This window comes from Clostridium sp., from assembly GCF_017888565.1.
Taxonomy (GTDB): domain Bacteria; phylum Bacillota; class Clostridia; order Clostridiales; family Clostridiaceae; genus Clostridium.
In genome coordinates this window covers 1-25321 of the sequence record NZ_JAGHFX010000082.1, presented here as the reverse complement: position 1 = coordinate 25321, position 25321 = coordinate 1, and the positions used below count along the sequence as shown (strand labels likewise).

33 protein-coding genes are annotated in these 25321 nt (G+C 26.5%); all 33 read left to right on the top strand.

All coding sequences use genetic code 11. The annotated features are described in order from the left end of the window. On the top strand, window positions 1-592 hold a 592-nt coding region (locus J7M87_RS16005; protein WP_291652491.1), incomplete at its 5' end, for an ATPase, T2SS/T4P/T4SS family. Beyond that, window positions 567-1619 carry a type II secretion system F family protein gene (locus J7M87_RS16000; RefSeq protein WP_291652489.1) on the top strand — a complete coding sequence of 351 codons (1053 nt, stop codon included), beginning with the start codon at window positions 567-569 and terminating at the stop codon, window positions 1617-1619. The genes J7M87_RS16005 and J7M87_RS16000, both read left to right, overlap by 26 nt. Next, complete coding sequence (locus J7M87_RS15995) at window positions 1619-2092, top strand: prepilin-type N-terminal cleavage/methylation domain-containing protein (RefSeq protein WP_291652487.1); 474 nt, start codon at window positions 1619-1621, stop codon at window positions 2090-2092. The genes J7M87_RS16000 and J7M87_RS15995 overlap by 1 nt, the downstream gene beginning before the upstream one ends. Then, window positions 2089-2529 (top strand): type II secretion system protein, encoded by a 441-nt coding sequence (locus J7M87_RS15990; RefSeq protein ID WP_291652485.1) that lies wholly within the window; start codon window positions 2089-2091, stop codon window positions 2527-2529. The genes J7M87_RS15995 and J7M87_RS15990 overlap by 4 nt, the downstream gene beginning before the upstream one ends. Continuing rightward, on the top strand, window positions 2486-3016 hold the full coding sequence (locus J7M87_RS15985) for a prepilin-type N-terminal cleavage/methylation domain-containing protein (RefSeq protein ID WP_291652483.1): 531 nt from the start codon (window positions 2486-2488) through the stop codon (window positions 3014-3016). The genes J7M87_RS15990 and J7M87_RS15985 overlap by 44 nt, the downstream gene beginning before the upstream one ends. Next, window positions 3007-3306, top strand: a complete 300-nt coding sequence (locus J7M87_RS15980; RefSeq protein ID WP_291652481.1) for a hypothetical protein — start codon at window positions 3007-3009, stop codon at window positions 3304-3306. The genes J7M87_RS15985 and J7M87_RS15980 overlap by 10 nt, the downstream gene beginning before the upstream one ends. 144 nt (window positions 3307-3450) lie before the next feature. After that, window positions 3451-4080 carry a hypothetical protein gene (locus tag J7M87_RS15975; protein ID WP_291652479.1) on the top strand — a complete coding sequence of 210 codons (630 nt, stop codon included), beginning with the start codon at window positions 3451-3453 and terminating at the stop codon, window positions 4078-4080. Beyond that, window positions 4058-4471, top strand: coding sequence for a hypothetical protein (locus tag J7M87_RS15970; RefSeq protein ID WP_291652477.1), 414 nt, complete (start codon window positions 4058-4060; stop codon window positions 4469-4471). The genes J7M87_RS15975 and J7M87_RS15970 overlap by 23 nt, the downstream gene beginning before the upstream one ends. Beyond that, window positions 4468-4824 carry a hypothetical protein gene (locus tag J7M87_RS15965; RefSeq protein ID WP_291652475.1) on the top strand — a complete coding sequence of 119 codons (357 nt, stop codon included), beginning with the start codon at window positions 4468-4470 and terminating at the stop codon, window positions 4822-4824. Before J7M87_RS15970 ends, J7M87_RS15965 begins: the two co-directional genes overlap by 4 nt. A gap of 158 nt (window positions 4825-4982) precedes the next feature. Then, a complete protein-coding gene (efp, locus tag J7M87_RS15960; RefSeq protein ID WP_008679144.1) occupies window positions 4983-5540 on the top strand; it encodes an elongation factor P in 558 nt (185 codons plus the stop codon). A 143-nt stretch (window positions 5541-5683) separates the two neighbouring features. Further along, window positions 5684-6046, top strand: coding sequence for a CD1247 N-terminal domain-containing protein (locus J7M87_RS15955; RefSeq protein WP_291652473.1), 363 nt, complete (start codon window positions 5684-5686; stop codon window positions 6044-6046). 531 nt (window positions 6047-6577) lie between these two features. Beyond that, the gene (gene spoIIIAA, locus J7M87_RS15950; protein WP_291652471.1) at window positions 6578-7501 is read left to right on the top strand and encodes a stage III sporulation protein AA; all 924 of its coding nucleotides are present in this window, start codon (window positions 6578-6580) and stop codon (window positions 7499-7501) included. Continuing rightward, entirely contained in the window at window positions 7489-8007 is a 519-nt protein-coding gene (gene spoIIIAB / locus J7M87_RS15945; RefSeq protein WP_291652470.1) for a stage III sporulation protein SpoIIIAB, read from the top strand. The genes spoIIIAA and spoIIIAB overlap by 13 nt, the downstream gene beginning before the upstream one ends. Window positions 8008-8021: 14 nt before the next feature. Next, window positions 8022-8219, top strand: a complete 198-nt coding sequence (gene spoIIIAC / locus J7M87_RS15940) for a stage III sporulation protein AC (protein WP_291652468.1) — start codon at window positions 8022-8024, stop codon at window positions 8217-8219. Window positions 8220-8227: 8 nt separating this feature from the next. Further along, the gene (spoIIIAD, locus tag J7M87_RS15935) at window positions 8228-8611 is read left to right on the top strand and encodes a stage III sporulation protein AD (protein ID WP_291652466.1); all 384 of its coding nucleotides are present in this window, start codon (window positions 8228-8230) and stop codon (window positions 8609-8611) included. An 8-nt stretch (window positions 8612-8619) separates the two neighbouring features. Then, window positions 8620-9849, top strand: coding sequence for a stage III sporulation protein AE (spoIIIAE, locus tag J7M87_RS15930; RefSeq protein WP_291652464.1), 1230 nt, complete (start codon window positions 8620-8622; stop codon window positions 9847-9849). 8 nt (window positions 9850-9857) lie between these two features. Continuing rightward, window positions 9858-10436: a stage III sporulation protein AF gene (gene spoIIIAF, locus J7M87_RS15925; RefSeq protein ID WP_291652462.1), complete on the top strand. Its 579-nt coding sequence runs from the start codon at window positions 9858-9860 to the stop codon at window positions 10434-10436. A gap of 13 nt (window positions 10437-10449) precedes the next feature. Beyond that, entirely contained in the window at window positions 10450-11058 is a 609-nt protein-coding gene (spoIIIAG, locus tag J7M87_RS15920; RefSeq protein WP_291652460.1) for a stage III sporulation protein AG, read from the top strand. A 40-nt stretch (window positions 11059-11098) separates the two neighbouring features. Next, window positions 11099-11626 (top strand): SpoIIIAH-like family protein, encoded by a 528-nt coding sequence (locus tag J7M87_RS15915; protein ID WP_291652458.1) that lies wholly within the window; start codon window positions 11099-11101, stop codon window positions 11624-11626. A gap of 84 nt (window positions 11627-11710) precedes the next feature. Further along, window positions 11711-12097, top strand: coding sequence for an Asp23/Gls24 family envelope stress response protein (locus J7M87_RS15910; protein WP_291652456.1), 387 nt, complete (start codon window positions 11711-11713; stop codon window positions 12095-12097). A 126-nt stretch (window positions 12098-12223) separates the two neighbouring features. Beyond that, entirely contained in the window at window positions 12224-12628 is a 405-nt protein-coding gene (gene nusB, locus J7M87_RS15905) for a transcription antitermination factor NusB (RefSeq protein WP_291652454.1), read from the top strand. A gap of 21 nt (window positions 12629-12649) precedes the next feature. Beyond that, window positions 12650-13498 carry a tetrahydrofolate dehydrogenase/cyclohydrolase catalytic domain-containing protein gene (locus J7M87_RS15900; protein ID WP_291652453.1) on the top strand — a complete coding sequence of 283 codons (849 nt, stop codon included), beginning with the start codon at window positions 12650-12652 and terminating at the stop codon, window positions 13496-13498. Further along, window positions 13488-14687 carry an exodeoxyribonuclease VII large subunit gene (gene xseA / locus J7M87_RS15895; protein ID WP_291652451.1) on the top strand — a complete coding sequence of 400 codons (1200 nt, stop codon included), beginning with the start codon at window positions 13488-13490 and terminating at the stop codon, window positions 14685-14687. Before J7M87_RS15900 ends, xseA begins: the two co-directional genes overlap by 11 nt. A 15-nt stretch (window positions 14688-14702) precedes the next feature. Continuing rightward, window positions 14703-14915: an exodeoxyribonuclease VII small subunit gene (xseB, locus tag J7M87_RS15890; protein WP_008679120.1), complete on the top strand. Its 213-nt coding sequence runs from the start codon at window positions 14703-14705 to the stop codon at window positions 14913-14915. Beyond that, window positions 14908-15783 (top strand): polyprenyl synthetase family protein, encoded by an 876-nt coding sequence (locus J7M87_RS15885; protein ID WP_291652448.1) that lies wholly within the window; start codon window positions 14908-14910, stop codon window positions 15781-15783. The genes xseB and J7M87_RS15885 overlap by 8 nt, the downstream gene beginning before the upstream one ends. Before the next feature lie 19 nt (window positions 15784-15802). Beyond that, entirely contained in the window at window positions 15803-17662 is a 1860-nt protein-coding gene (dxs, locus tag J7M87_RS15880; RefSeq protein ID WP_291652446.1) for a 1-deoxy-D-xylulose-5-phosphate synthase, read from the top strand. 11 nt (window positions 17663-17673) lie between these two features. Beyond that, window positions 17674-18483, top strand: a complete 810-nt coding sequence (locus tag J7M87_RS15875; RefSeq protein WP_291652444.1) for a TlyA family RNA methyltransferase — start codon at window positions 17674-17676, stop codon at window positions 18481-18483. A gap of 101 nt (window positions 18484-18584) precedes the next feature. Beyond that, window positions 18585-19436 carry an NAD(+)/NADH kinase gene (locus J7M87_RS15870; protein ID WP_291652442.1) on the top strand — a complete coding sequence of 284 codons (852 nt, stop codon included), beginning with the start codon at window positions 18585-18587 and terminating at the stop codon, window positions 19434-19436. 1 nt (window position 19437) lies between these two features. Continuing rightward, window positions 19438-19887, top strand: coding sequence for an arginine repressor (locus J7M87_RS15865; protein ID WP_035285282.1), 450 nt, complete (start codon window positions 19438-19440; stop codon window positions 19885-19887). Window positions 19888-19905: 18 nt separating this feature from the next. Further along, the gene (gene recN, locus J7M87_RS15860; protein ID WP_291652439.1) at window positions 19906-21606 is read left to right on the top strand and encodes a DNA repair protein RecN; all 1701 of its coding nucleotides are present in this window, start codon (window positions 19906-19908) and stop codon (window positions 21604-21606) included. 181 nt (window positions 21607-21787) lie between these two features. After that, the gene (gene spoIVB, locus J7M87_RS15855) at window positions 21788-22978 is read left to right on the top strand and encodes a SpoIVB peptidase (RefSeq protein ID WP_291652437.1); all 1191 of its coding nucleotides are present in this window, start codon (window positions 21788-21790) and stop codon (window positions 22976-22978) included. Between the two features lie 340 nt (window positions 22979-23318). After that, window positions 23319-24125 (top strand): sporulation transcription factor Spo0A, encoded by an 807-nt coding sequence (gene spo0A / locus J7M87_RS15850; RefSeq protein WP_291652435.1) that lies wholly within the window; start codon window positions 23319-23321, stop codon window positions 24123-24125. A gap of 516 nt (window positions 24126-24641) precedes the next feature. Further along, window positions 24642-25160, top strand: a complete 519-nt coding sequence (locus J7M87_RS15845; protein ID WP_291652433.1) for an NUDIX hydrolase — start codon at window positions 24642-24644, stop codon at window positions 25158-25160. Window positions 25161-25321 lie beyond the last annotated feature (161 nt).

Genomic DNA, 25321 nt, shown 5'->3' with positions numbered 1-25321 from the left:
GAGTTTAAATAGGAAAGCAAATATTACATTTGCAACTGGACTCAGAAGTATATTAAGGCAAGATCCTGATGTTCTTATGATAGGAGAAATTAGAGATGAAGAAACTGCTAATATGGCAGTTACTGCATCATTAACTGGACATAAAGTATATTCTACAATTCATACAAAGACTCCTCAAGAAGTATATTTTAGACTTGAGGATATGGGTGTAAAGCAATATCTAATTAAAGATTCTCTAATTGGAATAGTATCTCAAAGACTAATAAGGGTATTCTGTGATAATTGTAAAAAAGAAGATATGAAGTTTATATTTAAAGGGAATGAAATTATAAATTACAAAGGTGTAGGATGCAGTATTTGTAACTATACAGGTTATAAAGGTAGAAAAGTAGTAAGTTCAGTTGTATTTATTAATAAAGAAATTAAAAAAGAAATTTCAAATATTTTCCAGGAAATAACAGGATTAAATAATGAAGAAATGATAGATAACTTAAATGATCTATTAACTAATGGACAAATATCAATTATAGATTACAATAATTTTTTAATAGAAGAAGGTCTTAATTATGAAGAAAATAAAATTAAAATTTAATAAACTAGATTTTAATAGTTTAAGCTTATTATCAGGAAACATGGCAATGCTTCATAAAGAAGGAATTTCACTTTTAATTATGATGGATTTGCTTACGGAATTACCATTAAGAAAAACTTATAAAGAAAGTATAAAGAATATAAAAAACTTTATTATTGAGGGGAAATCATTAAATGATAGCTTTAATGAATTTAATGATTTATATCCAGAATTTTTTGTTGGAATGGTTTCTATGGGCGAAAAAAGTGGGAACTTATCAGAAGTCTTAAAAGGCTTGGAGGAGTATTATGATAAAATTAGCTTTTTCAAATCTACAATTAAAAATGTTTTAGCATATCCAATTTTACTATTAGTATCTATTATTTCAGTTTTTATATTTATTGCTTTTGTAACTATACCAAGCTTATATGAGTTTTATCTTAACCTAAATATAGAAATACCGAGTGTGTGTAAGTTTCTTTATAATTTTGTGAATTATATAAAAACTAATCCAATATATTTTTTTATATATTTTCTTGCTTGGGGAATTTTACTGCCATATATAATATATAGGTTTTACCTTAAAAATTATATTAAAGCCGTACTTAATAAAATATCAATAATTAGAGAATTTAATGAATTTGTTTTTATTTCACTTCTATCTATAATAATTAGAAGCGGTGTAAATTTATCAAATGGACTAATATACTCTGCAACTAGCTTTAAAAATTCAAATTTGAAAGAACGATTCTTATTATTAAATTCAAGTATATTGAGAGGTGAAACAATATCTGAAAGCTTAAAGAAACATGGTTACTACTGTAATTATACAACTTCTATTATAAAGCTAGGAGAAGAAGGTGGATCTATGGATGAAAGAATGAAATCACTTTCTGATCATTTAGAAAAGAAGTTATTATCAGATATAAATAGATATATGGCGATTTTACAACCAACATCAATTTTAATTATGGGTGCATTTGTAATAGCTTTTTTAATGACGTTTATTGTTCCTTTATTTAGCTCATTATTAGATGGCGGGTTATGATGAGAAAGGAAGGGTATACACTTATAGAGTTAATAATTGTATTGTCAATAATTACATTACTTTCGACAGTTGGATTTGGTGGAGTTAAATATTTTAAAGATAAAATTGAAAGCTTAAAGCTTCAAAATAATGTATATGAAGTTAGAGGATTGCTAAGTTTTGCAAAGAGCTATTGTAGGAAAAATGAAGTTGTTGGAAATATTGCTATAAGTAAGAATAAAAAAGATGTTGTATTTGAAGTGATTGAAAGAAATCATCAATTAACAAAAATATTAAATTTAGATGATAATATTAAAGTAACATCAAATTTTCAAAATGGAATTAATAATATTAATAAGGAAGGCTTTATAAAGACAGCTGGAACTATAACTTTATCATATAAGGATAAACTTATAGAAATAAAAGTATCTGTTGGAAATGACATTATACGAGTAAATGATATAGATGAAAATGAAGGAGATATAATAGATTGAAAAAAGGAAGCACTTTGGTTGAGAGTATAGTTGCTCTTGCAATTTTATTAATTGCAGCAACTATAGCAGTAGAAATTGGAATAGTTGCTGCTAGATCTAGAAAGGTTAGAAATATAAAAAATGAAGCTGATAGAGTAGCTTATTCGATAGAAAGTGAAATAAAATATAATGTTACATTAGAGGAGCTAAATAGAGCTTTTAATGAAAATAAAATATCATATAAGTACTCAAAAGATATTTTAAATAAACTTACTACTACATCTATATTAAATATGGAGAGGGGTAATGGCATTATAATAGAGCAGTTAAGTAATTCTATTTTCTTTGGGGAAAAATATTCAAAAGCAATTTTGTTAAAAATAAGAATTAATGATGAAGAAGGAGGTACTTTATGTGAAAGAGAGTTTATTAAATCTTATTGGATGGAAAAGAAATAAAATTGTTAAAAGTGATAAAAGAAAGAGCGGCTTTACTTTAATAGAACTTATACTAGTTATGTTTATCCAATTAATTTTACTTACCTTATCTTTTAAAATTGCGTTAACTGCTAATAAAAACTATACAAGCTTAATAAAAAATGCAGTATCACAAGATTCTTTTGATGACGCATTATTAAATATTGATAGGTTATTAAAGACACAAATGGTTAAATCGATAGAGATTCAAGAAACTGATCTAAATAATGATGCTATGATAAAAATGATATATAAAATAGATCATAATAAAAATGAAATAAAGGAGAAAAGAATTTTCTTAGATAATATAAATAAAAAAATAGTTCTAGAAACATATATAGATAATAAAAGAAAAGGTATTAATATAATAATGAGAAAAGTTTCTGATTTTACAATAATAAAAAAAGATAAAATATACTATTTAAAGATAAATAGTCTTGATGGAGAGGAAAGAATAATATGCATATAAAAAGCATGTCTAAAAAGAACGGATATATCTTTGTTGAAAGTTTAATAGTATTCTTATTTATACTTGCTATAGTAAACCTTTCAATAAAAATAATATACAATAACTATATAAAATCTCAAAATTATAAAACCTATAGGGATTTGTATACTCTGGAAGTTGAAGAAGAAAGAGTTTTAGAAATTATAAATACTGTGGCTGAAGATAACAAATTAGATCAGAAAGAATTTTTACAAAAAGTAAGTAAGAAAAAGTCTGAAGATTACCCAGAATTAAAAAAACTTAAAGGTTGAATTTAAAGACGGAAGCTATTATTTAACAAGACAGAAAGAAAATTCAGTTATGTATATTGAATTAAAGAAAAATGAAGTTGGAAATAAAGCTTACTTTACTCCAACTACTTATAAAACAAAATATATTTATATTAAGGAGTAGATATGGTTAATTCTATAGGTATATTTAACAATAAATATTATTATAAAGGCCAAGAATATGATAGCTATAATATAAATTCACTATTAGAAAAGCTAGGAAATAAAAGAAGACTATTGATTTTATCACAAGGAATATTTATTAAAAAATATCAGATACTTAATAAAAGAATAAGTGTTGATAAATTTATTGAAAAAAAGATTTCAGAGGACTTTTCAGATAAGAATAATTTGTTGTTTCATCATGAATTTTTGAAAAAATCTAAAGTTATATATATTTATTCTATAAGATATAGTAACTTTATTAAATCTTGTACAAATGTTACTCATCTACAAGTAGAGCCTATACAGTTTTTAATAAGAAAATATGTAATAAAGAAATTAAGGGGAAGTAAGGATTCAATAATAATATATAAAATTAAGGATTTATTTCACCTAATTAATATAGAAAATGGATTTATTGAAAATTCTTATATAACCAATGACGATAAAGATATAAAAAAATTTATAATAGAATATAAAAGCCAAAATAAAAAGTTAATTATAGATAAAAGTATAGAAGATATAACTATTGATAGTTATGACTATAGTATAAATATAGGAGAAAAAATTTATGAAGAAATATTTAAAAAATAAGAATTTCATACCAAATGAATTTATAGATAAATTAGATTTAAATGAAAATAAGAAGAATAACAAATTAATTTCAATACTAATAATGTTAAATATTATAATAATTCCTACATCAGTAAATAAGATTTTACAAAATAAAGAATATGAAGAAGTATATAATAATAACTTAGAAAATAACATGTATATAGAAAAAGGAATTAAAAAAGAAAATATAGAGGAATGGATAAATAATATAACTCCTAATACTTTAAACATGAATATACAAAATAATAATGGATTTGTTAAGGTGAAAAATAAAGAAGAAGTTTTTAAAATAGAAGAAAATGATAAAATAAAGATAAATTCTATTATCAAAAATGAAGAAAATCATTTCACATTAGAGGTTAGATTATGAAAAAAATTAAAATACTACATTTGATGGTTATATTTTTAACAATATTTCAAGTTTCCATAATGATTTTTAATAAAAAAGATTCCTCTAAAGATGCTGTACCATGTATAACAGAAGTGAAAAATGTTAAATATATAAAGGACATAGAGAAGGAATTTAATAATGTAAATAATTCAACAATATTAAGTTATAATAAGATAGATGAAAGTAGTTGGATAATAAAATGCATCTTAAAGGGAAATAAAATTGAGGTATTGGATGCATTGAACAAAATAGATGAGTACTATATAAATAATTATAATTTAAATTATGACAAAGAAAATATCTTGTTAGAGCTAGAATTAAAAAGTAAATAATGACAATATTTTTTAGAAGTTAGTATAAGTAATTGCATTTATTTGTGAATTTTGATAAAATATTTTTGTTATGTCATAAACATTGTTGAAGTTATGACTATTTAGGTAACAAAGAGTTATACTAAATATATGGAATAAAGTTTTTGGAGGGATATTTAATGATATCAGCAGGAGATTTAAGAAAAGGTACTACTTTCGAGCATGAAGGACAAGTTTATACAGTAATAGACTTCTTACATGTTAAACCAGGTAAAGGTGCAGCATTCGTAAGAACAAAATTAAGAAATGTTATTTCTGGTGGTGTTACTGATACAACTTTTAACCCAACAGCTAAATTACAAGAAGCAGTAATCGAAAGAAAAGAAATGCAATACCTTTATTCAGATGGAGAACTATACTACTTCATGGATCAAGAAACTTTTGAACAAATTCCATTAAACTACGAAAAAGTAGAAGATGCTATAAAGTTCATAAAAGAAAATATGTTTGCTGTGATAAAGTTCTATAAAGGAGAGGCTTTCTCAGTAGAAGCTCCAAACTTTGTTGAATTACTAATAACTCAAGCAGACCCAGGAATAAAAGGAAATACTGCTACAAATGCAATGAAGCCAGCTACATTAGAAACAGGTGCAGTTGTAAATGTTCCTATGTTCGTTAATGAAGGAGACGTAATCAGAGTAGACACTAGAACTGGTGAATACATGGAAAGAGTATAATAACAAAAGCTAAGTTTTTACTTAGCTTTTTTATTCTATAAAGATTACAATAAAAGTTAAATAAACAAAAATTTATATATAAAGTATCCAATATTAGGGTATAATTTGAATAGACAATATTTCTATTTAAAGGAAGTGAAGAAGTGAAAAATATAAAAGAAAAAATAGAAAATATTAAAACTAACGTTGCTAATATAGGTGATGATAAATATAATAACATTTTTAGTAGCATTTTATCAGTTTTAGATGATATGTCAAATGTAATTGAAGATATGAATAATAGACAAGATTATTTAGAGGAAAATGTTCAATACATAGATGAAGATCTTACAGGATTGCAAGATGAGTTATTTGAAGAGGTTTCAATAGAAGATCTTATAGAAATGGAAGAAGAGTATATAGAAGTAAATTGCAAGAGTTGTAATAAGCCTCTTTTTGTTGAAAAAGAATCTATAGATAACAATAAATCAATACCATGCCCATTTTGCCATGAAGAAGCAATTTAATTAAATTGCTAATAAGAAATAATGAAACAAAAAACTATCAGTTGTTTAACTGATAGTTTTTTTTGTTTTAAGAATAATAGTATATTGAGAATAAAATATTAAGCAATACTATTATCACTCAACAAATAAATATTAATCATATATAAATTACAACATAATGTTAATATTTAAATAAATTTAAAAGTAGCTTACAGAATATAAATAAAGTTAGTATTTAAGTATTTTTATAAAATTTAGATAATGGATACTTAAATTTATTAGTTTACTTAAGAAGTATATTAATATTAGTTTTAATCATATAGATAATCAGTTGAAAAAATATTAATCAATAAAAAATAAAAAAATGAATATAAGAGACAATTTTAAAATATTAATTAAACTAAGAGATTTTTATAGAAAAACTTATCTCAATAATTAACTTTATTTTTTTATAGTTAATTAAAAATATTTTACATATTTAATTATAAGTATGAATATTATTTGATAGAGAGAAATAAGTTTAAATATAACATTAGAAAAGGAAGTGATGAAGTGAGGAATGAGGAGGAGATTTTAAAGGTATTGCCTTTAAAGATCAGTAATGAACTAAAAGAAATACTTTTAAAAGAACCTGTCCAAGAAATAAGGATAAAAGTTCATAAGCCAATAATAGTTAACCTAGCATATAAGGAAATAATATTAAAATATGTAACTACAGTTGAGGATATAAAGCAAATTTTGGTTAAGATATCAAATTACTCATTATATGCTTATGAAGAAGAAATAAAGCAAGGATATATTACAATTAGAGGTGGACATAGAATAGGAATAGCAGGGGAATGCATCTTAGTAAATGGAGAAGTAAGAACTATAAGAAATATATCTTCTTTAAATATAAGAATATGTAGAGAAGTGATAGGATGCTCTAATGAAATTATGAAGTACATAACTAAGGAAGATAGAGTATTTAATACTTTAATAGTTTCTCCACCTAAATGTGGTAAAACAACCATTTTAAGAGATATAGCTAAAAATATCTCTACTGGGATGCCTATTGTAAATTTGAAAGGTAAAAAAGTATCTATTATAGACGAAAGAAGTGAGATAGCTGCTTGCTTTAATGGAGTTCCACAATTGGATGTTGGAATTAGAAGTGATATTTTAGATAATTGTTTAAAAAAAGATGGGATGATTATGGCTATAAGAAGCTTATCTCCAGACATATTAATTTGTGATGAGATAGGAACCGATGGAGATATAGAGGCTCTTCATATGGCATTTAACTCTGGAGTAAATATTATAGTTACTATCCATGGATATAGTATAGAAGATGTTTATAAAAGAAAAGTTTTTAAAGATTTATTAGAGAATTCTATTTTAGAGAGAATAGTTGTTTTAAGTAATAGAAACGGGGTAGGAACAATAGAACAAATATATTCAATAGGAGTAGAGGGGGAATTTAAGTGCTTAAGATAACAGCAGTTATCATTATTTTTCTATCTTGTACCTATATAGGATTTTACTATGGTGAAAATTTTAAAAAGAGGAGTAGGCAACTTAATTCGATATTAAAATCAATTTTGTTTTTAAATAATGAGGTAATATATGCAAATACACCTCTTCCAGAAGCTTTGAAATATATTTCATTAAAGGTTGAAGCTCCTATAAAGTCTATTTTATCAGCTGTTTCTGATAAGCTTTTAAAAGGAGAAAGTACAAGCGTATATGAAGCGTTTGAAAGTGAATATAAAAAAAATAAATTTGAATTTTACTTAAATGAAGAGGATAAAAGATTAGTAAAAGATTTTTTAAGATCACTTGGAGAGTCAGGAGTTTACGGACAAGATAAACTATTTAACCTAACAATAGAAAATATGAAAATAAATTGCAGATCTGCTGAAGAATTAGCAAAGAAGAATGTAAAGATGTATAGAGCTATAGGAGTATGTATAGGTGCTATGATTTCGATTTTTTTAATTTAGTAGGAGGTTAATAAATGCTAGATGTAACTATTATATTTAAAATAGGGGCTATGGGTGTCCTTCTTGTAGTCTTAGAGAAAGTGTTAAAAGCTAGTGGTAAAGATGAAATTGCAACAATAGCTAATATTGTAGGAATAGTAATAATTTTAATTACAGTAATAGGACTTATAGGAAATCTATTTAATACTGTAAGAACTATGTTTATGCTATAGGTGATATTATGGATATTATTAAGATTGTTGGCTTTGCTTTTGCTGCATTATTTATGTTTCTTCTCTTTAAAGATAAAAGAAGTGATATATCAATATTAATATCATTATCAGCAGGAGTTATAATTTTCTTGCTTGTAATTACACAACTTAATGATGTAATTTACTTTATAAAAAGTATAGCAGATAAAGCTAATATTGATATGGTCTATATAGGAGTTGTTTTAAAAATACTAGCTATAGCTTATTTAGCTACATTTTGTAGTGAGATATGCAAAGATGCAGGCGCTGCTAGCATAGCTAGTAAGGTTGAATTTTCAGCTAAAATTTTGATATTAACATTAGCAATACCAATACTTATGGCTGTTCTTCAATCAATTTTACAAATATTGTAGGTGTTTTTATGATAAAAGATATTTTAACAAAGAGAATTATATTAGTTATAAGTATAGTTATCATAGCTTTTATAGTTCTTCCTAGTAAAAGTGCTTTAGCTAATGAAAATAATATTAATAGGATAAATATTAATAATGAAACATCTAATGAAGAAATTAAAATAGAAAATGAAGAAGTTAATAATAAATTACATTCATTATATAACTATATAAATAATATGAAATCAGATATTGAAATAATGAATGACTTGGATCCTGTTGAATATATCAAGGGCTATATAAAAAATGGTGAAGGGAATTTATCATTTAAAACTATTAGTGATGCTGTAATAAGTTTCTTGTTTAAAGAAGTTAAAACTGTACTTGCATTATCAATAAGTATAATAGTAATTGCAATAATATGTGCATTACTTAAAAATCTACAAACAGCATTTTCGAGTGAAGGTATATCGAATATAGCATTTTTTACATGTTATGCATTATTAATAGTTATACTATCTAAAAGTTTTATAGTTTCTATAAACATAGCGGTTGATATAATCAAAGATTTATCAGATTTTATGGCAGCTATTTTGCCTATATTAGTTATGATGATTGCAACTGTAGGAGGCTTTACACAAGCTGCAACTATGGATCCTATAATAGTTGGTGCAACATTAATTATCCCAAGAATATATACAACAGTAATAATACCACTAATACTTATTACATTTGTTTTAGAATTTACAAACAATATTTCAACTGAACATAAAATAAGTAATTTATGTAAGCTTACAAAGCAAATTACTATATGGCTTCAGGGGATAATTTTAACTATATTTATAGGATTATTAACAGTTAGGGGAATAACATCATCAACTATTGATGCTGTGACACTTAAAACTGCTAAATTTGCTATAGATAATTTTATACCTATAGTAGGAAAAGCTTTTTCAGATGCTATTGCATCTGTAGCAGGATATTCACTAATAATAAAAAATGCTGTAAGTTCTGTTGGATTAATCATAATAATACTTATGATGCTATATCCAATAATAAAATTAGTATTAATTTCATTTGTATATAAATTGACAGCAGCAATTATAGAACCAATAAGTGATAAACGAATAACAAGTTCAATTGCTTCTGCAGGAGATTCTTTGATACTTATAATGTCATGTGTTTTATCTGTAAGTCTCATGTTCTTTGTATTACTTGGAATTATGGCGTCAGCAGGTAAATTTGTTATAGGGGGATAAAGAGGAATATGGAAGAAATAAAAGGATTTGTAATAACCCTAGCTACTATGCTTATACTAATGACGGCAATTGAATTTATAGCTCCTGATAATAATATGAAAAAGTATTTAAAATTTGTTTTAGGGCTAATACTTATATCTGTTATGCTTTCTCCTATAATTTCTTTATTTAGTAAAGGTGAAGAAAGTATTTCTTTGCAGATGCAAAAGTATATGGAACTTAGTGAAAATGAAAGTGTTGAAGTAAGCAAAGATTATAAGAGTAATAGTGAAAGTGTATTTAAAGAAAATTTAGAACAAAACTGTAATAGACTTTTAAAGGAAAAGTTTATAGACAAAGAATTTGTTAGTGATATAGATTGTGAAGTTGATATGAATAACATTAATTACTCCATTGATAAAGTTCAAGTAGGAGTTAAAAATAAAGATGTTTCTAAGATACAAAAGATAATTATAAACTCACAGGAAGATAGTAAAAGCGTATCTTCCCAGGATGAAAAAGTAAATAACGAAGATGAAATAATAAGTTACTTAGCAGAATCTTTAAATGTTTCTAAAGATAAAATAGAAGTATATAAAGTAAATTGATGGGAGTGAGAAAATGGGGAAAGGTGATTGGAAAAAGGAGCTAGCTAACGTTATAAACGATAAAAAGTTTTTAAATGCAGTTTGTATTGCACTAGTTTTAGCTTTTGTTTTGTTGGCTATTAGCTTTTTGACAACTGGTAGAAAAAAAGAAGCAAAACCAACAAGTGTAAACACTACGACACAAAATTCATCTGACATACAAAGCCAATCAGAAGAAGCAATGGATAGTTATGAAGCTCAAGAAAAAAAAGAGTTGAAAAATCTTTTAACCAAAATAGAGAACGTAGGAGAAGTTGAGGTAATGATTTACTTTAAAAGTGGAGAAGTAAAGGTCCCAGCAACTGAAAATACTACCCAAGAAGCAACAACGGAAGAAACAGATAATCAAGGTGGTAAAAGAACTAATACTCAGCAGACAGATGGAAGCAAAGTTGTTATGGCAGGAGATGGAAGCAAAAATGAGCCATATATTTTGCAGACTAATAAACCAGAGATTAGCGGAGTGGTTATAGTAGCCGAAGGCGCAAGTAATAGTAAGGTTAAGTATGATATACAAGTAGCTGTATCAAGTTTATATGGAATTTCAATAGATAAGGTTAATGTATATCCTATGAAAAATTAGCATATAATTAAAATGAAAAAGATGATGGGGGGAAATCAAAATGACAAAAAAACAATTTGGTATTATTTTCACACTAATGGCTCTTATAGTATGTGTAGGAGTTATTGCAGCAAAATTGAATAAGACGGGGTTAAATGATCCAACAGATTTTAGCCAAGTTATATCACAAGGAACAGAAGAAAATGAGGACAATGAAAAGAAAAATGATAAAGAAACTTTAGGAACTCAAGATTATTTCTTTAGCATAAGAAGTGAAAGAGATCAAAAAGATGCAGCAACAATTCAACAATTAAATTCATTAATAAATGATGTAAATACATCTCAAGAACAAAAAGATCTTGCAAATAATGAGTTAAGAGAAAAAACTATGATTATCGATCAAGAAGGTAGAATAGAAGTTAATGTTAAAAATCAAGGTTTTGAAGATGTGTTATGCTCTATAGATAGCAATAAAGTTAGGATAGTTGTTCAAGCTGATGAAGTAACAGAAGCTGATAGTGCTGCAATTCAAGAAATTGCTGAAAATGTTTCTGGAATTAGCGATGTGATAATAGAATCAAAGAAATAATTCATTGTAATATAATTATTGGTTTGATATAATGAACATAAGAAAAAAAGAGTTTTGGTATCAAAACACTTAGGAGGTAAGTACATGGAAAATAAAAACTATGATGATAATCTAGGGATAGTAAAAATTTCTGATGAAGTTGTTAGTGTAATAGCAGGAATTGCAGCTGAAGAAATTAAAGGCGTAGAAGACTTACAACAAATAGGTGGTAACAACATATCACAATTGCTAAAAGGTAAGAAGAATGTAGGAAAAAATGTAAAAGTAACTTTAAGCGAAAATAGTGCTATAATAGATTTAAATTTAGCAGTAGAGTATGGTGTGAAAATACCAGAAGTAGTAAATGCAGTTCAAGAAAATGTTAAGAGGACTGTTGAAGCAATGACAGGATTGAATGTTGATTACGTTAATATAAACGTTCAAAGCATCTACTTACCAAAAACTGAAAAAGAAGAAAGTAAGGAAAATTAATTTCACCCTCTGATTTTTCAGAGGGTGTTTTCCTTGTGCTTTAAATAAATTTGTTGTAGTATATTTATGATTAGAAAGTTTTAGAAGGTTAATAATATTAGTAGTAAGAACACTTAGGAGGATAAGATGAATAGAAAAAGATCTAGAGAAATAGCCATGGAATTACTTTTTGGAATGACTTTAAGCAAAAATACATTAGAGGAAACAATAGAAACATTTATAGAAGATTATGAAATGAATTTAAAAACTATAGATTTAGAATATATAAAAGAAATTTTAGCTAAGGTTGAGGAAAATATAACTATAATAGATCAAAAAATAGAAGAATCATTAACAAATTGGAAGATAGATAGAGTATCAAAAGTTAATATTTCAATATTAAGATTAGCAATTGCAGAAATGATTTATGTAGAAGATGTTCCAGAAAAGGTTGCAATAAATGAAGCAATTGAATTAACAAAAAAATATTCAGATGAAAAAAGTGTTTCATTTGTAAATGGAGTTTTAGATAAAGCATTTAAGAGTTTATAAAATGTAATGGGGGTATTTTTCATGGGGAAAATTATAAATGGTAAAGAAATTTCAAATACTATAAAAGAAGAAATAAAAGAATACATATTAAAAAGAAAAGAATCAGGGCTTAGGCCTCCGAAGATAGTATCAATTTTAGTAGGAAATGATGGTGGCTCTGTGTACTACATTAATAATCAAGAAAAAGTAGCTCTTTCACTTGGTTGTAATTTTGAAAAACTATTACTTAATGAAGATATATCAGAAGAGGAGATTATAAAAAAAATAGAATTATTAAATTTTGATAAAGAAGTTGATGGAATAATATTGCAACTTCCTCTTCCACAAGGATTAAATGAAAAGAAAATAATAAATACCATTTCCCCAGCAAAAGATATAGATTGTTTAACGTATATCAATCAAGGTAAATTGTATTGTAATGAAAAAATATATTTGCCTTGTACTCCGAATTCGATAATAACATTATTGGACAGATCTAATATTGAACTTGAAGGTAAAAATGTTGTAGTTATAGGAAGAAGTAATATTGTAGGAAAACCAGTAGCACAATTATTATTAAATAAAAATGCTACAGTTACAATTTGTCATTCAAAAACTAGAGGCTTAAAAGAACTTTGTAAATCAGCAGATATTATTGTAGTAGCAATAGGAAAACCAAAGTTTTTAACCGATGAATATGTAAATAGTAATTCTATAATAATAGATGTTGGAACATCATCTCTAAATGGTAAAATCACTGGGGATGTAGATTTCGAGAAAGTAGAGAAAATAGTTCAAAAGATAACACCAGTTCCAGGCGGAGTTGGAGCTTTAACGACGACGCTACTTATAAAAAATTCATGTGAGGCGCTAGAGAATAATGAGAATTAAAACTTTAACAGTTAGTGAACTTAATAACTATATTAAAAAAACATTAGATAATGATTTTATTTTAAACAATCTTTTAGTAAAAGGAGAAATATCAAATTTAAAATATCATAGTAGTGGACATATATATTTTTCTTTAAAAGATTCAATAAGTAAAATAAATTGTGTTATGTTTAAAAGTAATAGTGCGGATCTAGACTTTAAATTAATAGAAGGAATGGAAGTTATAGCTAATGCTAGATGCTCTATTTATCCGGGAACAGGATTACTTCAATTATATATAGAAAAGTTACAAAAAGAAGGAATTGGTGAACTACATATAAAATTTGAAAAGCTTAAGAAAAAGCTTCAAGATGAAGGTTATTTTGATGAACAGTATAAACAAGAAATACCTAAAATGCCAAAAAGAATTGGAGTTGTGACGTCAGAAACTGGAGCGGTTATACGTGATATAATAAATGTTTCAAGAAGAAGAAGTAGTTTAATTGATATTGTTTTATATCCAGCTTTAGTTCAAGGAGAAGGTGCTTATAAAACTGTAATTGAGGGAATTAAATATTTCAATGAAACTAAAAGTGTAGATGTTATAATAATAGGTAGAGGTGGAGGTTCTATAGAAGAATTATGGAATTTTAATGAGGAAGCTTTAGCCAAAGAAATATTTAAATCTAAACTACCAATAATTTCAGCTGTTGGGCATGAAGTTGATTTTACAATATCTGATTTTGTAAGTGACTATAGAGCATCAACTCCATCACAAGCTGCGGAAATTGCTGTTCCACTAGAAAGTGATATAATAAATGGAATAGATATTTATAATAAAAGAATAAATGAAATAGTATTTAATAAATTTAATTATGAAAAAGAAAAATTATCGAACTATAAAAAAATATTATCTTTAAATAGTCCAGAAATAATTTTATCTAATTCTTATTTGGAACTAGATAGAATAGAAGATAGAATAAAAAAATTAGTTTTTAATAAAATAGAAAAAGAAAAGCTTAAAATTAAATCGTTAAATGATATTTTAGAAGCTCATAACCCAATAAATGTATTAAAAAAAGGATATACAATTATTGAAGATAATGAAAAGAATATAATTTCATCTAAAGAAGAGATAAAAAAAATAGATGAATTTAATATAATATTTAAAGATGGAAAAGTTAAAGGAAAAATTATTTCCAGGGATTAAGGAGTTGAAGAGTTTATGGCAAAAAAAGAGTCTTATGATGATATGGTTAAAGGCCTACAAACTATTTTGAATAATATGGAAAACAATGAACTTCCACTTGAGGATTTAATGAAAGAATACGAAAGTGGAGTTAAACTTATTAATAAATTATACAAAACACTAAATTCTTTAGAAGGAAAGCTAACAACAATAAAAGAAAATATGGAAGTGGAGCTAAAGAATGAGTAATATTATAGAAAAACATAGAGATTTTATAAATAAGTATTTAAATGTATATTTTAATAATAAAGGAAGTTATAATAAAGTTATATATGATTCAGCAAGTTATAGCTTAAATATAGGAGGCAAAAGAATAAGACCTATATTATTTTTATTGACTTATGGATTATACAAAGAAAATTATAAAGACGTAATAGAAATGGCCTCAGCAATAGAAATGATTCATACTTATTCTCTTATACATGATGATCTTCCATGTATGGATAATGATGATTTAAGAAGAGGGATGCCGACTAATCATAAAAAATTTGGTGAAAATATAGCTGTATTAGCAGGAGATATGTTATTAAATGAAGCAATGAGTTTAATGATGAAATTTTCAATAAAAAATGGATCTAAAGCACTAATAGCATCAAGGGAAATAGCAGAAGCAGCAGGTCCAGAAGGTATGATTGGCGGCCAAATCGTAGATATTATAAATGAGGGGAAATTAATATCTAAAGAAGAGCTCCTTTATATGCATAGTAAAAAAACTGGAGAATTAATAAGGGTGTCTATTGTAGCAGCAGCTATCATTGCAGATGCTCCTAAAAAAGATATAGAAATATTAAATGATTTTGGATTAAAGCTTGGATTAGCTTTTCAAATTAAGGATGATATATTAGATATAACAGGGGATATTTCAAAGCTTGGTAAAAATACTAAAAGTGATGAAAATAATAATAAATCCAATTTTATATCTTTATTTGGTTTAGAATATTGTGAAAGAGAATGTGAAAATTTAACAAAAGAATGTATTGAATTGTTGAACGGCCTTTCTGTAGAATCGATAAATTTAGAAACAATAACTTTAGATTTATTAAATCGAGAATTTTAATAGAAAGAAAGGTTTAATTATGGGTAGAATATTAGATAAGATTACTTCTCCTGGAGAAGTCAAAGAGTTATCAAATGTTGAATTAGAAGTACTTGCTGGAGAAATTAGAGAATTTTTAATAGATAGCGTTTCTAAAACGGGAGGACATCTGGCTTCTAATTTAGGAGTTGTAGAGCTAACTATAAGTCTATTTAAAAGTTTTAATTTAGAAAAAGATAAAATAGTTTGGGATGTTGGTCATCAAAGTTATGTTCATAAAATACTAACAGGTAGAAAAGATCAATTTAATAATCTTAGGAAGCATAATGGGTTAAGTGGATTTCCAAAACGATGTGAAAGTAAATATGATGCTTTTGATACAGGGCATAGTAGTACGTCGATATCTGCTGCACTAGGAATGGCAAGAGCTAGAGATATTAAAAAAGAAGATAATGAAGTTATTGCAGTTATAGGAGATGGAGCATTAACTGGTGGTATGGCTTTAGAGGCATTAAATGATGTAGGATTTAATAAAACAAAAATGATTGTTATTTTAAATGATAATCAAATGTCTATATCACATAATGTTGGAGGATTATCAACACATTTAAATAACTTAAGGATGGAACCAAAATATAACAAATTAAAATCAAATATAAATGAAACCTTAAGTAATTCTAATGCAGGTAAAAAGTTAGCAAGCTGCATTTCTAGATTTAAAGACAGTATTAAACAATTTGTAGTACCATCTATGCTTTTTGAAGATATGGGATTAAAGTATATAGGGCCTATAGATGGACATGATATAGAAACGATGACTGAAGTATTAGAAAAGGCAAAACAAATTGATGAGCCTGTTATAATACACGTAGTTACAAGTAAAGGAAAAGGTTATGAACTAGCAGAAAAAAATCCAAATAAGTACCATGGAGTAAGCCCTTTTGATTTAGAGAGTGGTGAAGCATATATTCCAAGTGAAAGATCATATTCAAAAGTATTTGGTGATGCTATGCTAGATTTAGCAAAAGAAGATAATAGAATAGTTGCAATAACTGCTGCGATGCCTGATGGAACAGGACTTAAGAACTTTGCAAAAGAGTTTCCCAATAGATTTTTTGATGTAGGAATTGCTGAAGCACATGCAACAACTCTTGCAGCTGGTCTTGCAAGTGCGAACTTAAAACCTGTTTTTGCTGTATATTCAACATTCTTGCAAAGAGCATTTGATCAATTAATACATGATGTATGTATTCAAAATATGCCAGTTATTTTTGCAATAGATAGAGCAGGATTAGTAGGAGAAGATGGGGAAACTCATCAAGGAATGTTTGATTTATCTTATTTATCTCAAGTTCCCAATATGACAGTATTAGCTCCAAAACATTTAGATGAAATAAAAGTTATGCTAAAGTGGGCTCTTACACAAAATGGACCAGTAGCGATAAGATATCCTAGAGGTTCAGATTGCTGTAATGAAATGAATCCATTAACAGAAATAAGTTATGGTAAATGGGAAAAGATTGTAACTGGAGAAAAAATCGCTATAATTGCAGTTGGGAAAATGCTTCAATATGCATTACTAGCTAAAGATATATTAAAAGCTAATGGCATTAATCCTACAATAGTAAATGCTACATTTGTAAAACCATTAGATAGTAGTATGTTAAAAAGTTTAGTAGAAGAAGGTTATGATATAGTTACTATTGAAGATAACATAACAAATGGTGGATTTGGCAGCTATGTTTTAATGAAGTTATATGAACTAGGCTTTAGAAATAAATTTGAAGCATTAGGATTTAAGGATAAATTTGTTCCACAGGGGAATGTAGATTTATTATATAAAGAAAATAAATTAGATCCAGAAGGAATAGCAGAAGCTATCATAGAACTTAACAAATAAAGGAGATAAAGATGTCTGGGAAAAAAGAGAGATTAGATATACTTTTAGTTGAAAAAGGCATATTCACATCAAGAGAGCGTGCTAAAACTAGTATAATGGCTGGCAAAATATTTGTAGACGGACAAAGAGTTGATAAGGCTGGAGAAAAGGTTAATATTGATGCAGACATTATATTCAAAGGACAAGAAATACCATATGTAAGTAGAGGTGGACTAAAGCTTGAAAAAGCTGTAAAAGAATTTGGAGTAAACTTAAAAGATAAGGTTTGTATGGATATAGGAGCTTCTACTGGAGGATTTACTGATTGTATGTTGCAAAATGATGCAAAAAAAGTGTTTTCAATCGATGTTGGATATGGACAATTTGCTTGGAAATTAAGAACAGACCCTAGAGTTGTCTGTATGGAGCGTACTAATATTAGGTATGTAACGCCTGAATCTTTAGGAGAATTAACAGATTTTGCATCTATAGATGTATCATTTATTTCACTAAAGAAAATAATGCCTGCAACTTTAAATTTATTAAATGAAAGTGGAGAAGTTGTTGCATTAATAAAGCCTCAATTTGAAGCAGGAAAAGAAAAAGTAGGAAAAAAAGGTGTCGTTAGGGATATAAATGTTCATAAAGAAGTAGTCTTAGACATAGTAGAATTTTTAATTAGTCAAAATTTAAATATTTTATCTGTAAGCTATTCTCCAATTAAAGGACCAGAGGGAAATATCGAATATTTAGTTTACTTTACTAAAGATACAAATAAAGAATCAATTTTTACTTTAGATGATATAGAAAGAATAGTAAATGAATCTCATAACTCACTATAAGATATATTAATAATAGTTTTCATTTAAGACTTCAAGTAATGACTTGAAGTCTTAAATGAACTTTATATTATATATTAGATACAGTATAAGGGGGCATGATTATGAAGAAAGTTGCCATTGCAATCAATCCATCTAAAGATGAAAAGAATGAAATTGCCATGAAGGTAAAAGAAAAGCTTTATAGATATTTTAATAATATAGAAATAATTATGTTAAATAGTTATGATATAATAAATTGTGAATTTAAGGAACTACTTGACCTTATAATAGTTTTAGGTGGAGATGGGACTATCTTAAGTGTTGCTAGAGGGATAAATGGGAAATTAAATGTACCTATTTTAGGAATTAATATTGGAAATTTAGGGTTTTTATCAAGTATAGAAGTTTCTGAAATGGATAAAGCTTTTATAAAACTAAAAAAAGGAGATTATATTTCACAAAAGAGGATGCTTTTAACATGCGATTTACCTCTAGAAGGCATAAAAAATGAGTCATTGGCTCTAAATGATATAGTTGTAGCCAGAGGAACATTATCAAGAATGGTAAAGTTTCAAATATTTATAGATGGTAAAAGATATTATAATTTTAAAGGTGATGGCTTAATTATAGCAACACCTACTGGATCAACGGCATATTCATTTTCAGCTGGAGGTCCCTTTATTTATCCCGATGTAGACGTAATTACTTTAACTCCAATTTGTCCTCATCCTAATGGGATGCAAACAATAGTTTTAAATAGTTGTAGCGAAATTGAAGTTAAAGCAGAAAATGAAGATGAAGAAGTTTATATAACTTTCGATGGTCAAAAAGCTATAAAGACAACAAATCAAACTATAATAAAGATAAAAAAAGCAAAAGAATATGCAAACATAGTTTTATTTGATGATTATGATTATTTTAAAGTACTACGGGCAAAAATTCTAAATAACTGGAAAGAATGTGAAGGTGATTAATTTGAAATCAAAGAGGCATAACAAAATCTTAGAGATAATTAGTGAAAAAGAAATAGAAACACAAGAGGAACTTGCAGAAGAGTTAAAAATAGCTGGATTTGATGTAACTCAAGCAACAGTTTCTAGAGATATAAAAATACTAAAGCTAATAAAGATGCAAGGTGCTTCAGGAAATTACAGATATGTTGCATCATCTAAGGAATCAAAGGATATTAATGATAAGTTATCTAGCATTTTATCCAATGCAGCTGTATCAGTAGAAAACGTAGATAAATTCGTTGTTGTAAAGACACTAACAGGTTCTGCTATGGCAGTTGCTGAAGCAATAGATACATTATTTGATACAGAAGTTGCAGGAACAATTGCTGGAGATAATACAATTTTTATATTAGTAAGGAATTTAGATAAGGCAGAAGAATTAGTAGAGAAAGTTAGAAAAATGATTTTATAAAATTAAAGGTGATATAATATGTTATTACAATTAAATATAAAGAACTTTGCTTTAATTCAGGAACTAAGTGTTGAATTTGGAAAAGGTTTTAATATATTATCTGGAGAAACAGGTGCTGGGAAATCAATATTAATTGATACTATAGATTATGTTTTAGGTGGAAAATTTTCAAAAGACTTAATAAGATATGGCGAAGAAAAAACTTTTGTTGAAGCAATATTTTCAATCGAAAATGAAGAACTTTTAGAAGTCTTAAAAGAGCTAGATATTGATAATGATGAAATACTAATAATTTCAAGAGAAACAACTTTATCTAGTAAAAGCATAATAAAAGTAAATGGAAAATCAGTAGTACTTTCGTATTTAAGAAAAATAAGAGAGAAATTATTAGATATACATGGGCAACATCAAAATCAAAATTTATTAAATAGAGCATTTCACATATATTATCTTGATGACTTTATAGGAGAAGAATTAAATCCATACTTAAACAGATTTGAAAGCTTAAGAAAAGAGCAAAATTTAATTTTAGAAAAAATAAAAGAATTAAATGGTAATTCAGATAGAGAAAAGCTAGTGGATTATACAAAATTTCAAATTGACGATATAGAAAAAGCTAAATTGAAAATTGGAGAGGAAGAAAGTTTAAATGAAGAATTTAATTTACTTTCAAATGCAGAAAAAATTTCTCTAGCACTAAGTAAAACATATTCTATTTTAGATAATCCAATGGAAGGTATTTCAGTGATAGAAGGAATATCAAAAGCTGTCAATGAGCTTTCTATAGTTGAAAAGCATTTTGAAAAATTAATAGATAAAAGAGAAAGAATGGAAGAAGCTCTTTATACTTTAGAAGAAATTTCAAGAGAAGTAAGGGATTTATCATCTGAAATTTATTATGACGAATTTGAATTAGAAAAGATAAATTCTAGAATATATGAAATTAGTTTATATAAGAAAAAATACGGGGAATCAGTAGAAGAAATTTTAAATTATTTAGAAAAATTAAAATTGCAGTATGATGAACTTATAAACTCAGAAGAAATAATTAAAGAGTTAAATTTAAAAAGAGAAGATATAGAAGAAGAAATGAGACAAGTATCTGAAGAAATGCATAATATAAGAGAAAAGAACTCTGTGAATCTTGAAGAAAAAGTAAAGGGTGAATTATCTTATATTGGAATGGAGAAAGCAGAAATTAAAATATCAATAGAAAAAAGTGAAAATTTTAATTCAAGAGGTTTTGATGAAGTTATTTTTTTAATTTCTACAAATCCAGGAGAACCTTTAAAACCATTAGAAAAAGTCCTTTCTGGTGGTGAACTTTCAAGAATTATGTTAGCACTTAAATGTGTTTTTGTTGATAAGGACAAAATACCAACTCTTATTTTTGACGAAATAGACACAGGAATAAGTGGAACTATTGCTAAAAGAGTTGGAGAAAAAATGTATGAAGTTTCTACTAAGCATCAGGTATTATGTATAACACATTTACCTCAAATAGCAGCACTTTCTGATTGTCATTATTTTGTATCAAAAAAAGTTGAGCATGAAAAAACATATACACAAATTAGAACTTTGGATAAATATGATAAAGTAAAAGAAATTGCAAAAATGACTAGTGGAGATGAAGTAAGCGATGTTACTTTAGAAAATGCTTCAGAGATGGTTGCTTTTGCAGAGCTTAAAAAACAAGAAATATTGAAAAGTTATTCATAGATGAAATACATAACTTAATAAAAAATGAACACACTAAAATCATGGTTATTTACCATGATTTTATTTTTTTATATTTTTCAAGTTATATCTTTAAAATTTTTAACGTTTTTAACAAACTTAACACAGCATATATGAATGCAGATAAGGGAAAGTTAAATACAGAAGCAAAGGAGGAGATGATATGAGGATGAAAAAGTTAAAATATTTAGGCGTAGTAATAACTCCAATGTTGATTCTGGGTTTGATTACTTTCTTTAGTTTAAGTAGTATTCCAGAAAAAATATACGTTAATGAGGCTGCTTCAACTTCTGATGTAGTATTATCAGATAATATATTTATGAAGAACAGCAAAATAAATAAGGATAAGCTTCAAGTAAAACTTTTAGGGCTTATTCCTGTTAAGTCGGTTGCGGTATCTAAAGTGAATGACTTAGAAGTATATCCAGGTGGAACAAGTGTAGGAATAAAATTATCAACTAAAGGTGTTTTAGTTGTGGGACACTCTGATATAGAATCAGTAGAAGGCAAGGTTGAAAGTCCTGCCAAAAATTCTGGCATAGAACTTGGAGATGTACTTATAAAGATCAATGGGGAAGAAATACAAAGTTCAAAGGATTTATCAAAAAAAATCAAAAACCTTGATAATTCTAAAATAAATGTTGATTATCTTAGAAATGGTAGCATAGAAAGCAAAGAGATAGATTTAGAAAAAGAAAATAATGAATATAAATTAGGACTTTGGGTTAGAGATTCAACTGCAGGAATAGGTACATTAACATTTTACGATAAAAATACTTCAATATTTGGGGCTTTAGGTCACCCTATAACAGATGGCGATACTAATAAACCTTTTACAATAAGAAATGGTGATTTGCTAAGTTCTTCAGTGATAAGTGTTAGAAAAGGTGAAAAAGGTTCACCAGGAGAATTGAAAGGCTTATTTGTAAATGAAAAAGAAAGTTTAGCAAAAATAGAAAAAAATACAGAAGCTGGTATATTTGGAGAAGCAAATAATGATTTAGTCAATGAAAGTTTTAATAAACCGCTAAAAGTAGGTTTTAGGAATGAGATTAAAGAAGGAGCAGCAAAAATTATAACTACAATAGATGAAAATGGTCCCAAAATGTACGATATAGAAATAGTAAAATTACTACCCCAGGAGGAGCCTGGACCTAAGAGTATGGTAATAAAAGTTACAGATGAAGAACTTTTAGAAAAAACAGGTGGAATAGTTCAAGGAATGAGTGGAAGTCCTATTATTCAAGATGATAAATTAGTGGGAGCAGTAACTCATGTATTAATAAACAAACCAGATGTAGGTTATGGAATATACATTGAATGGATGTTAAAAGATGCAGGAGTAATCGAATAAAAATTAGTAAATTTGAATAGTTTTATAATACAATAAGTGTTATAATTATATAAAATAATAAGAGTATAATTATACTCTTATTATTTTTACTGTCAGAAAAATGAAATTTATATATGTAAAATATAAATATTATAATAAAATATTGAAAAAAATGTAAAAAAACTATTAAATTCAAATAAATTGTGTTATAATGAGATTAAGTTAATCTTGAAAAGGATTGTTTTTTTCTGTTATGTCTATATATAATATTTATAGATGAATTATAAAAGATAAATTTTTAAAAGAACTTAGTATGTACTCGAATTAATTGGAGTATTTTGGGAAGATGGGGGAGAAAAATATGAATGATTCAAAAATTTCAGTTTTAATAGCTGATGATAACAAGGAGTTTTGCAGTATATTAAACGATTATTTATTAAATCAAAGAGATATTATAGTTACTGCAGTTGCTAAGGATGGAAGGGAAGCCTTAGCTCTTATAGAGGAAAAACAACCAGATTTAGTAGTTTTAGATATAATTATGCCACATTTAGATGGTCTAGGAGTGCTTGAAAAATTAAACACAATGAATTTGGAAAAAATGCCAAGAATAATAGTTCTTTCTGCAGTTGGTCAAGATAAAATTACGCAAAGAGCTATTACTTTAGGTGCTGATTATTATGTTGTAAAACCATTCGATATGGATGTTTTCACTAAGAGAATAAGAGAAATGTTTAATGGTTCTTCAAATGAGACTGTTAGAAAGCAATCTACTGTAGTAGAGCAAGAAGTTAGACATCAATCTAAAGGACCAATAGATTTAGAAACTGAAATTACAAACATAATCCATGAAATTGGTGTGCCAGCTCATATTAAAGGATATATGTATTTAAGAGAAGCAATTACAATGGTTGTTAACGATATGGAACTATTGTCTGCTGTTACAAAAGAATTATATCCATCAATAGCTAAAAAATATAACACAACAGCTTCAAGAGTTGAAAGAGCTATAAGACATGCAATAGAAGTAGCTTGGGGAAGAGGCCAAGTGGATGCTATTAACAAGTTATTTGGATATACAATTCATAATGAAAAGGGAAAGCCAACAAATTCAGAATTTATAGCAATTATTGCTGATAAACTAAGACTTAAGAATAAAGTATCTTAATTTCTGTAGAAAGTCAGTAAAATGAATGTTGAACAAGTAATTTGAACAAGTAAAATCTATGTTGTTTATAGCAACTAAGTGTATTTGACACCAATAAATTAATATTAAATCAAGTAAGTAGAACACTTTCTATCAGTTGGGTTTATTCCAATTGTTTAGAGGGTGTTTTTTATTTTAGATTTATTAAGAAAAATAAGTAAGTTGAAGAATTACCGTATATATAAGGTTAAGAGATTTAAAATTTAAATAAGAGATTAAACAATTTATTAAATTATAAAAAATATATGTAAAAAGAGTTATGTTTTATAATTAAAATCTCTCTGTTTGTTAAAAATATTTATTTAATTTTTGAGATTAAAAAAAGAGAATGAAATTAATTGATTTAAAGTTTAAAGAAAAGGAGATAAGTATTAGGTCTATAAATTAAAAGTTATGATATAATATTTATAATATAGTTTAAATTTAGCATGGTATAGTAAAGTTAAAAAATTGTATTTATTTATAAGGAGAAATATAATGAATTTGAATGAAGAAATATTAAATGAAAAGTTAATTCATAAAGGAAATTTTATAGATTTTATAAATATTGATGTAAAGTTACCTAATGGTAAAAATACAAACAGAGATGTTATAAAACATCCAGGAGCCTGTGCAGTTATAGCATTTATAGATTCAGAGAATATAATATTAGTAGAACAATTTAGATTACCATTAAATAAAACATTATTAGAAATACCAGCAGGTAAGCTTAATAAAAATGAAGACCCAATGGAATGTGCAAAAAGAGAGCTTCAAGAAGAAACTGGATATATTGCAAGAAAAATAGAATATTTAGGATCTATTGCGACGGCACCTGGATTTTGTGATGAAATCATACATTTATATAAGGCTTGGGATTTGTCTTTAGGTGAAAAGAATGAAGATGAGGATGAGTTTACAAGTGTAAAAATATTAAATATAAATAATGTTAAAGAAATGATAAAAAAAGGTGAAATAATTGATGGTAAAACTATAAGTGTGATTTCATACTTATAAACTTTATTATGATAAAAAAGAGATGAGCTATTTGTAAAATGGAACCTATAAGATGGACACTTATAAAAGAGAGTCTATCTATATAGGTTCTTTTTTTGTACAATAAAGTTATGAGGTGATTTAATATGAGTAAAATAAGGTTCTCAAATAATGAAATAGAG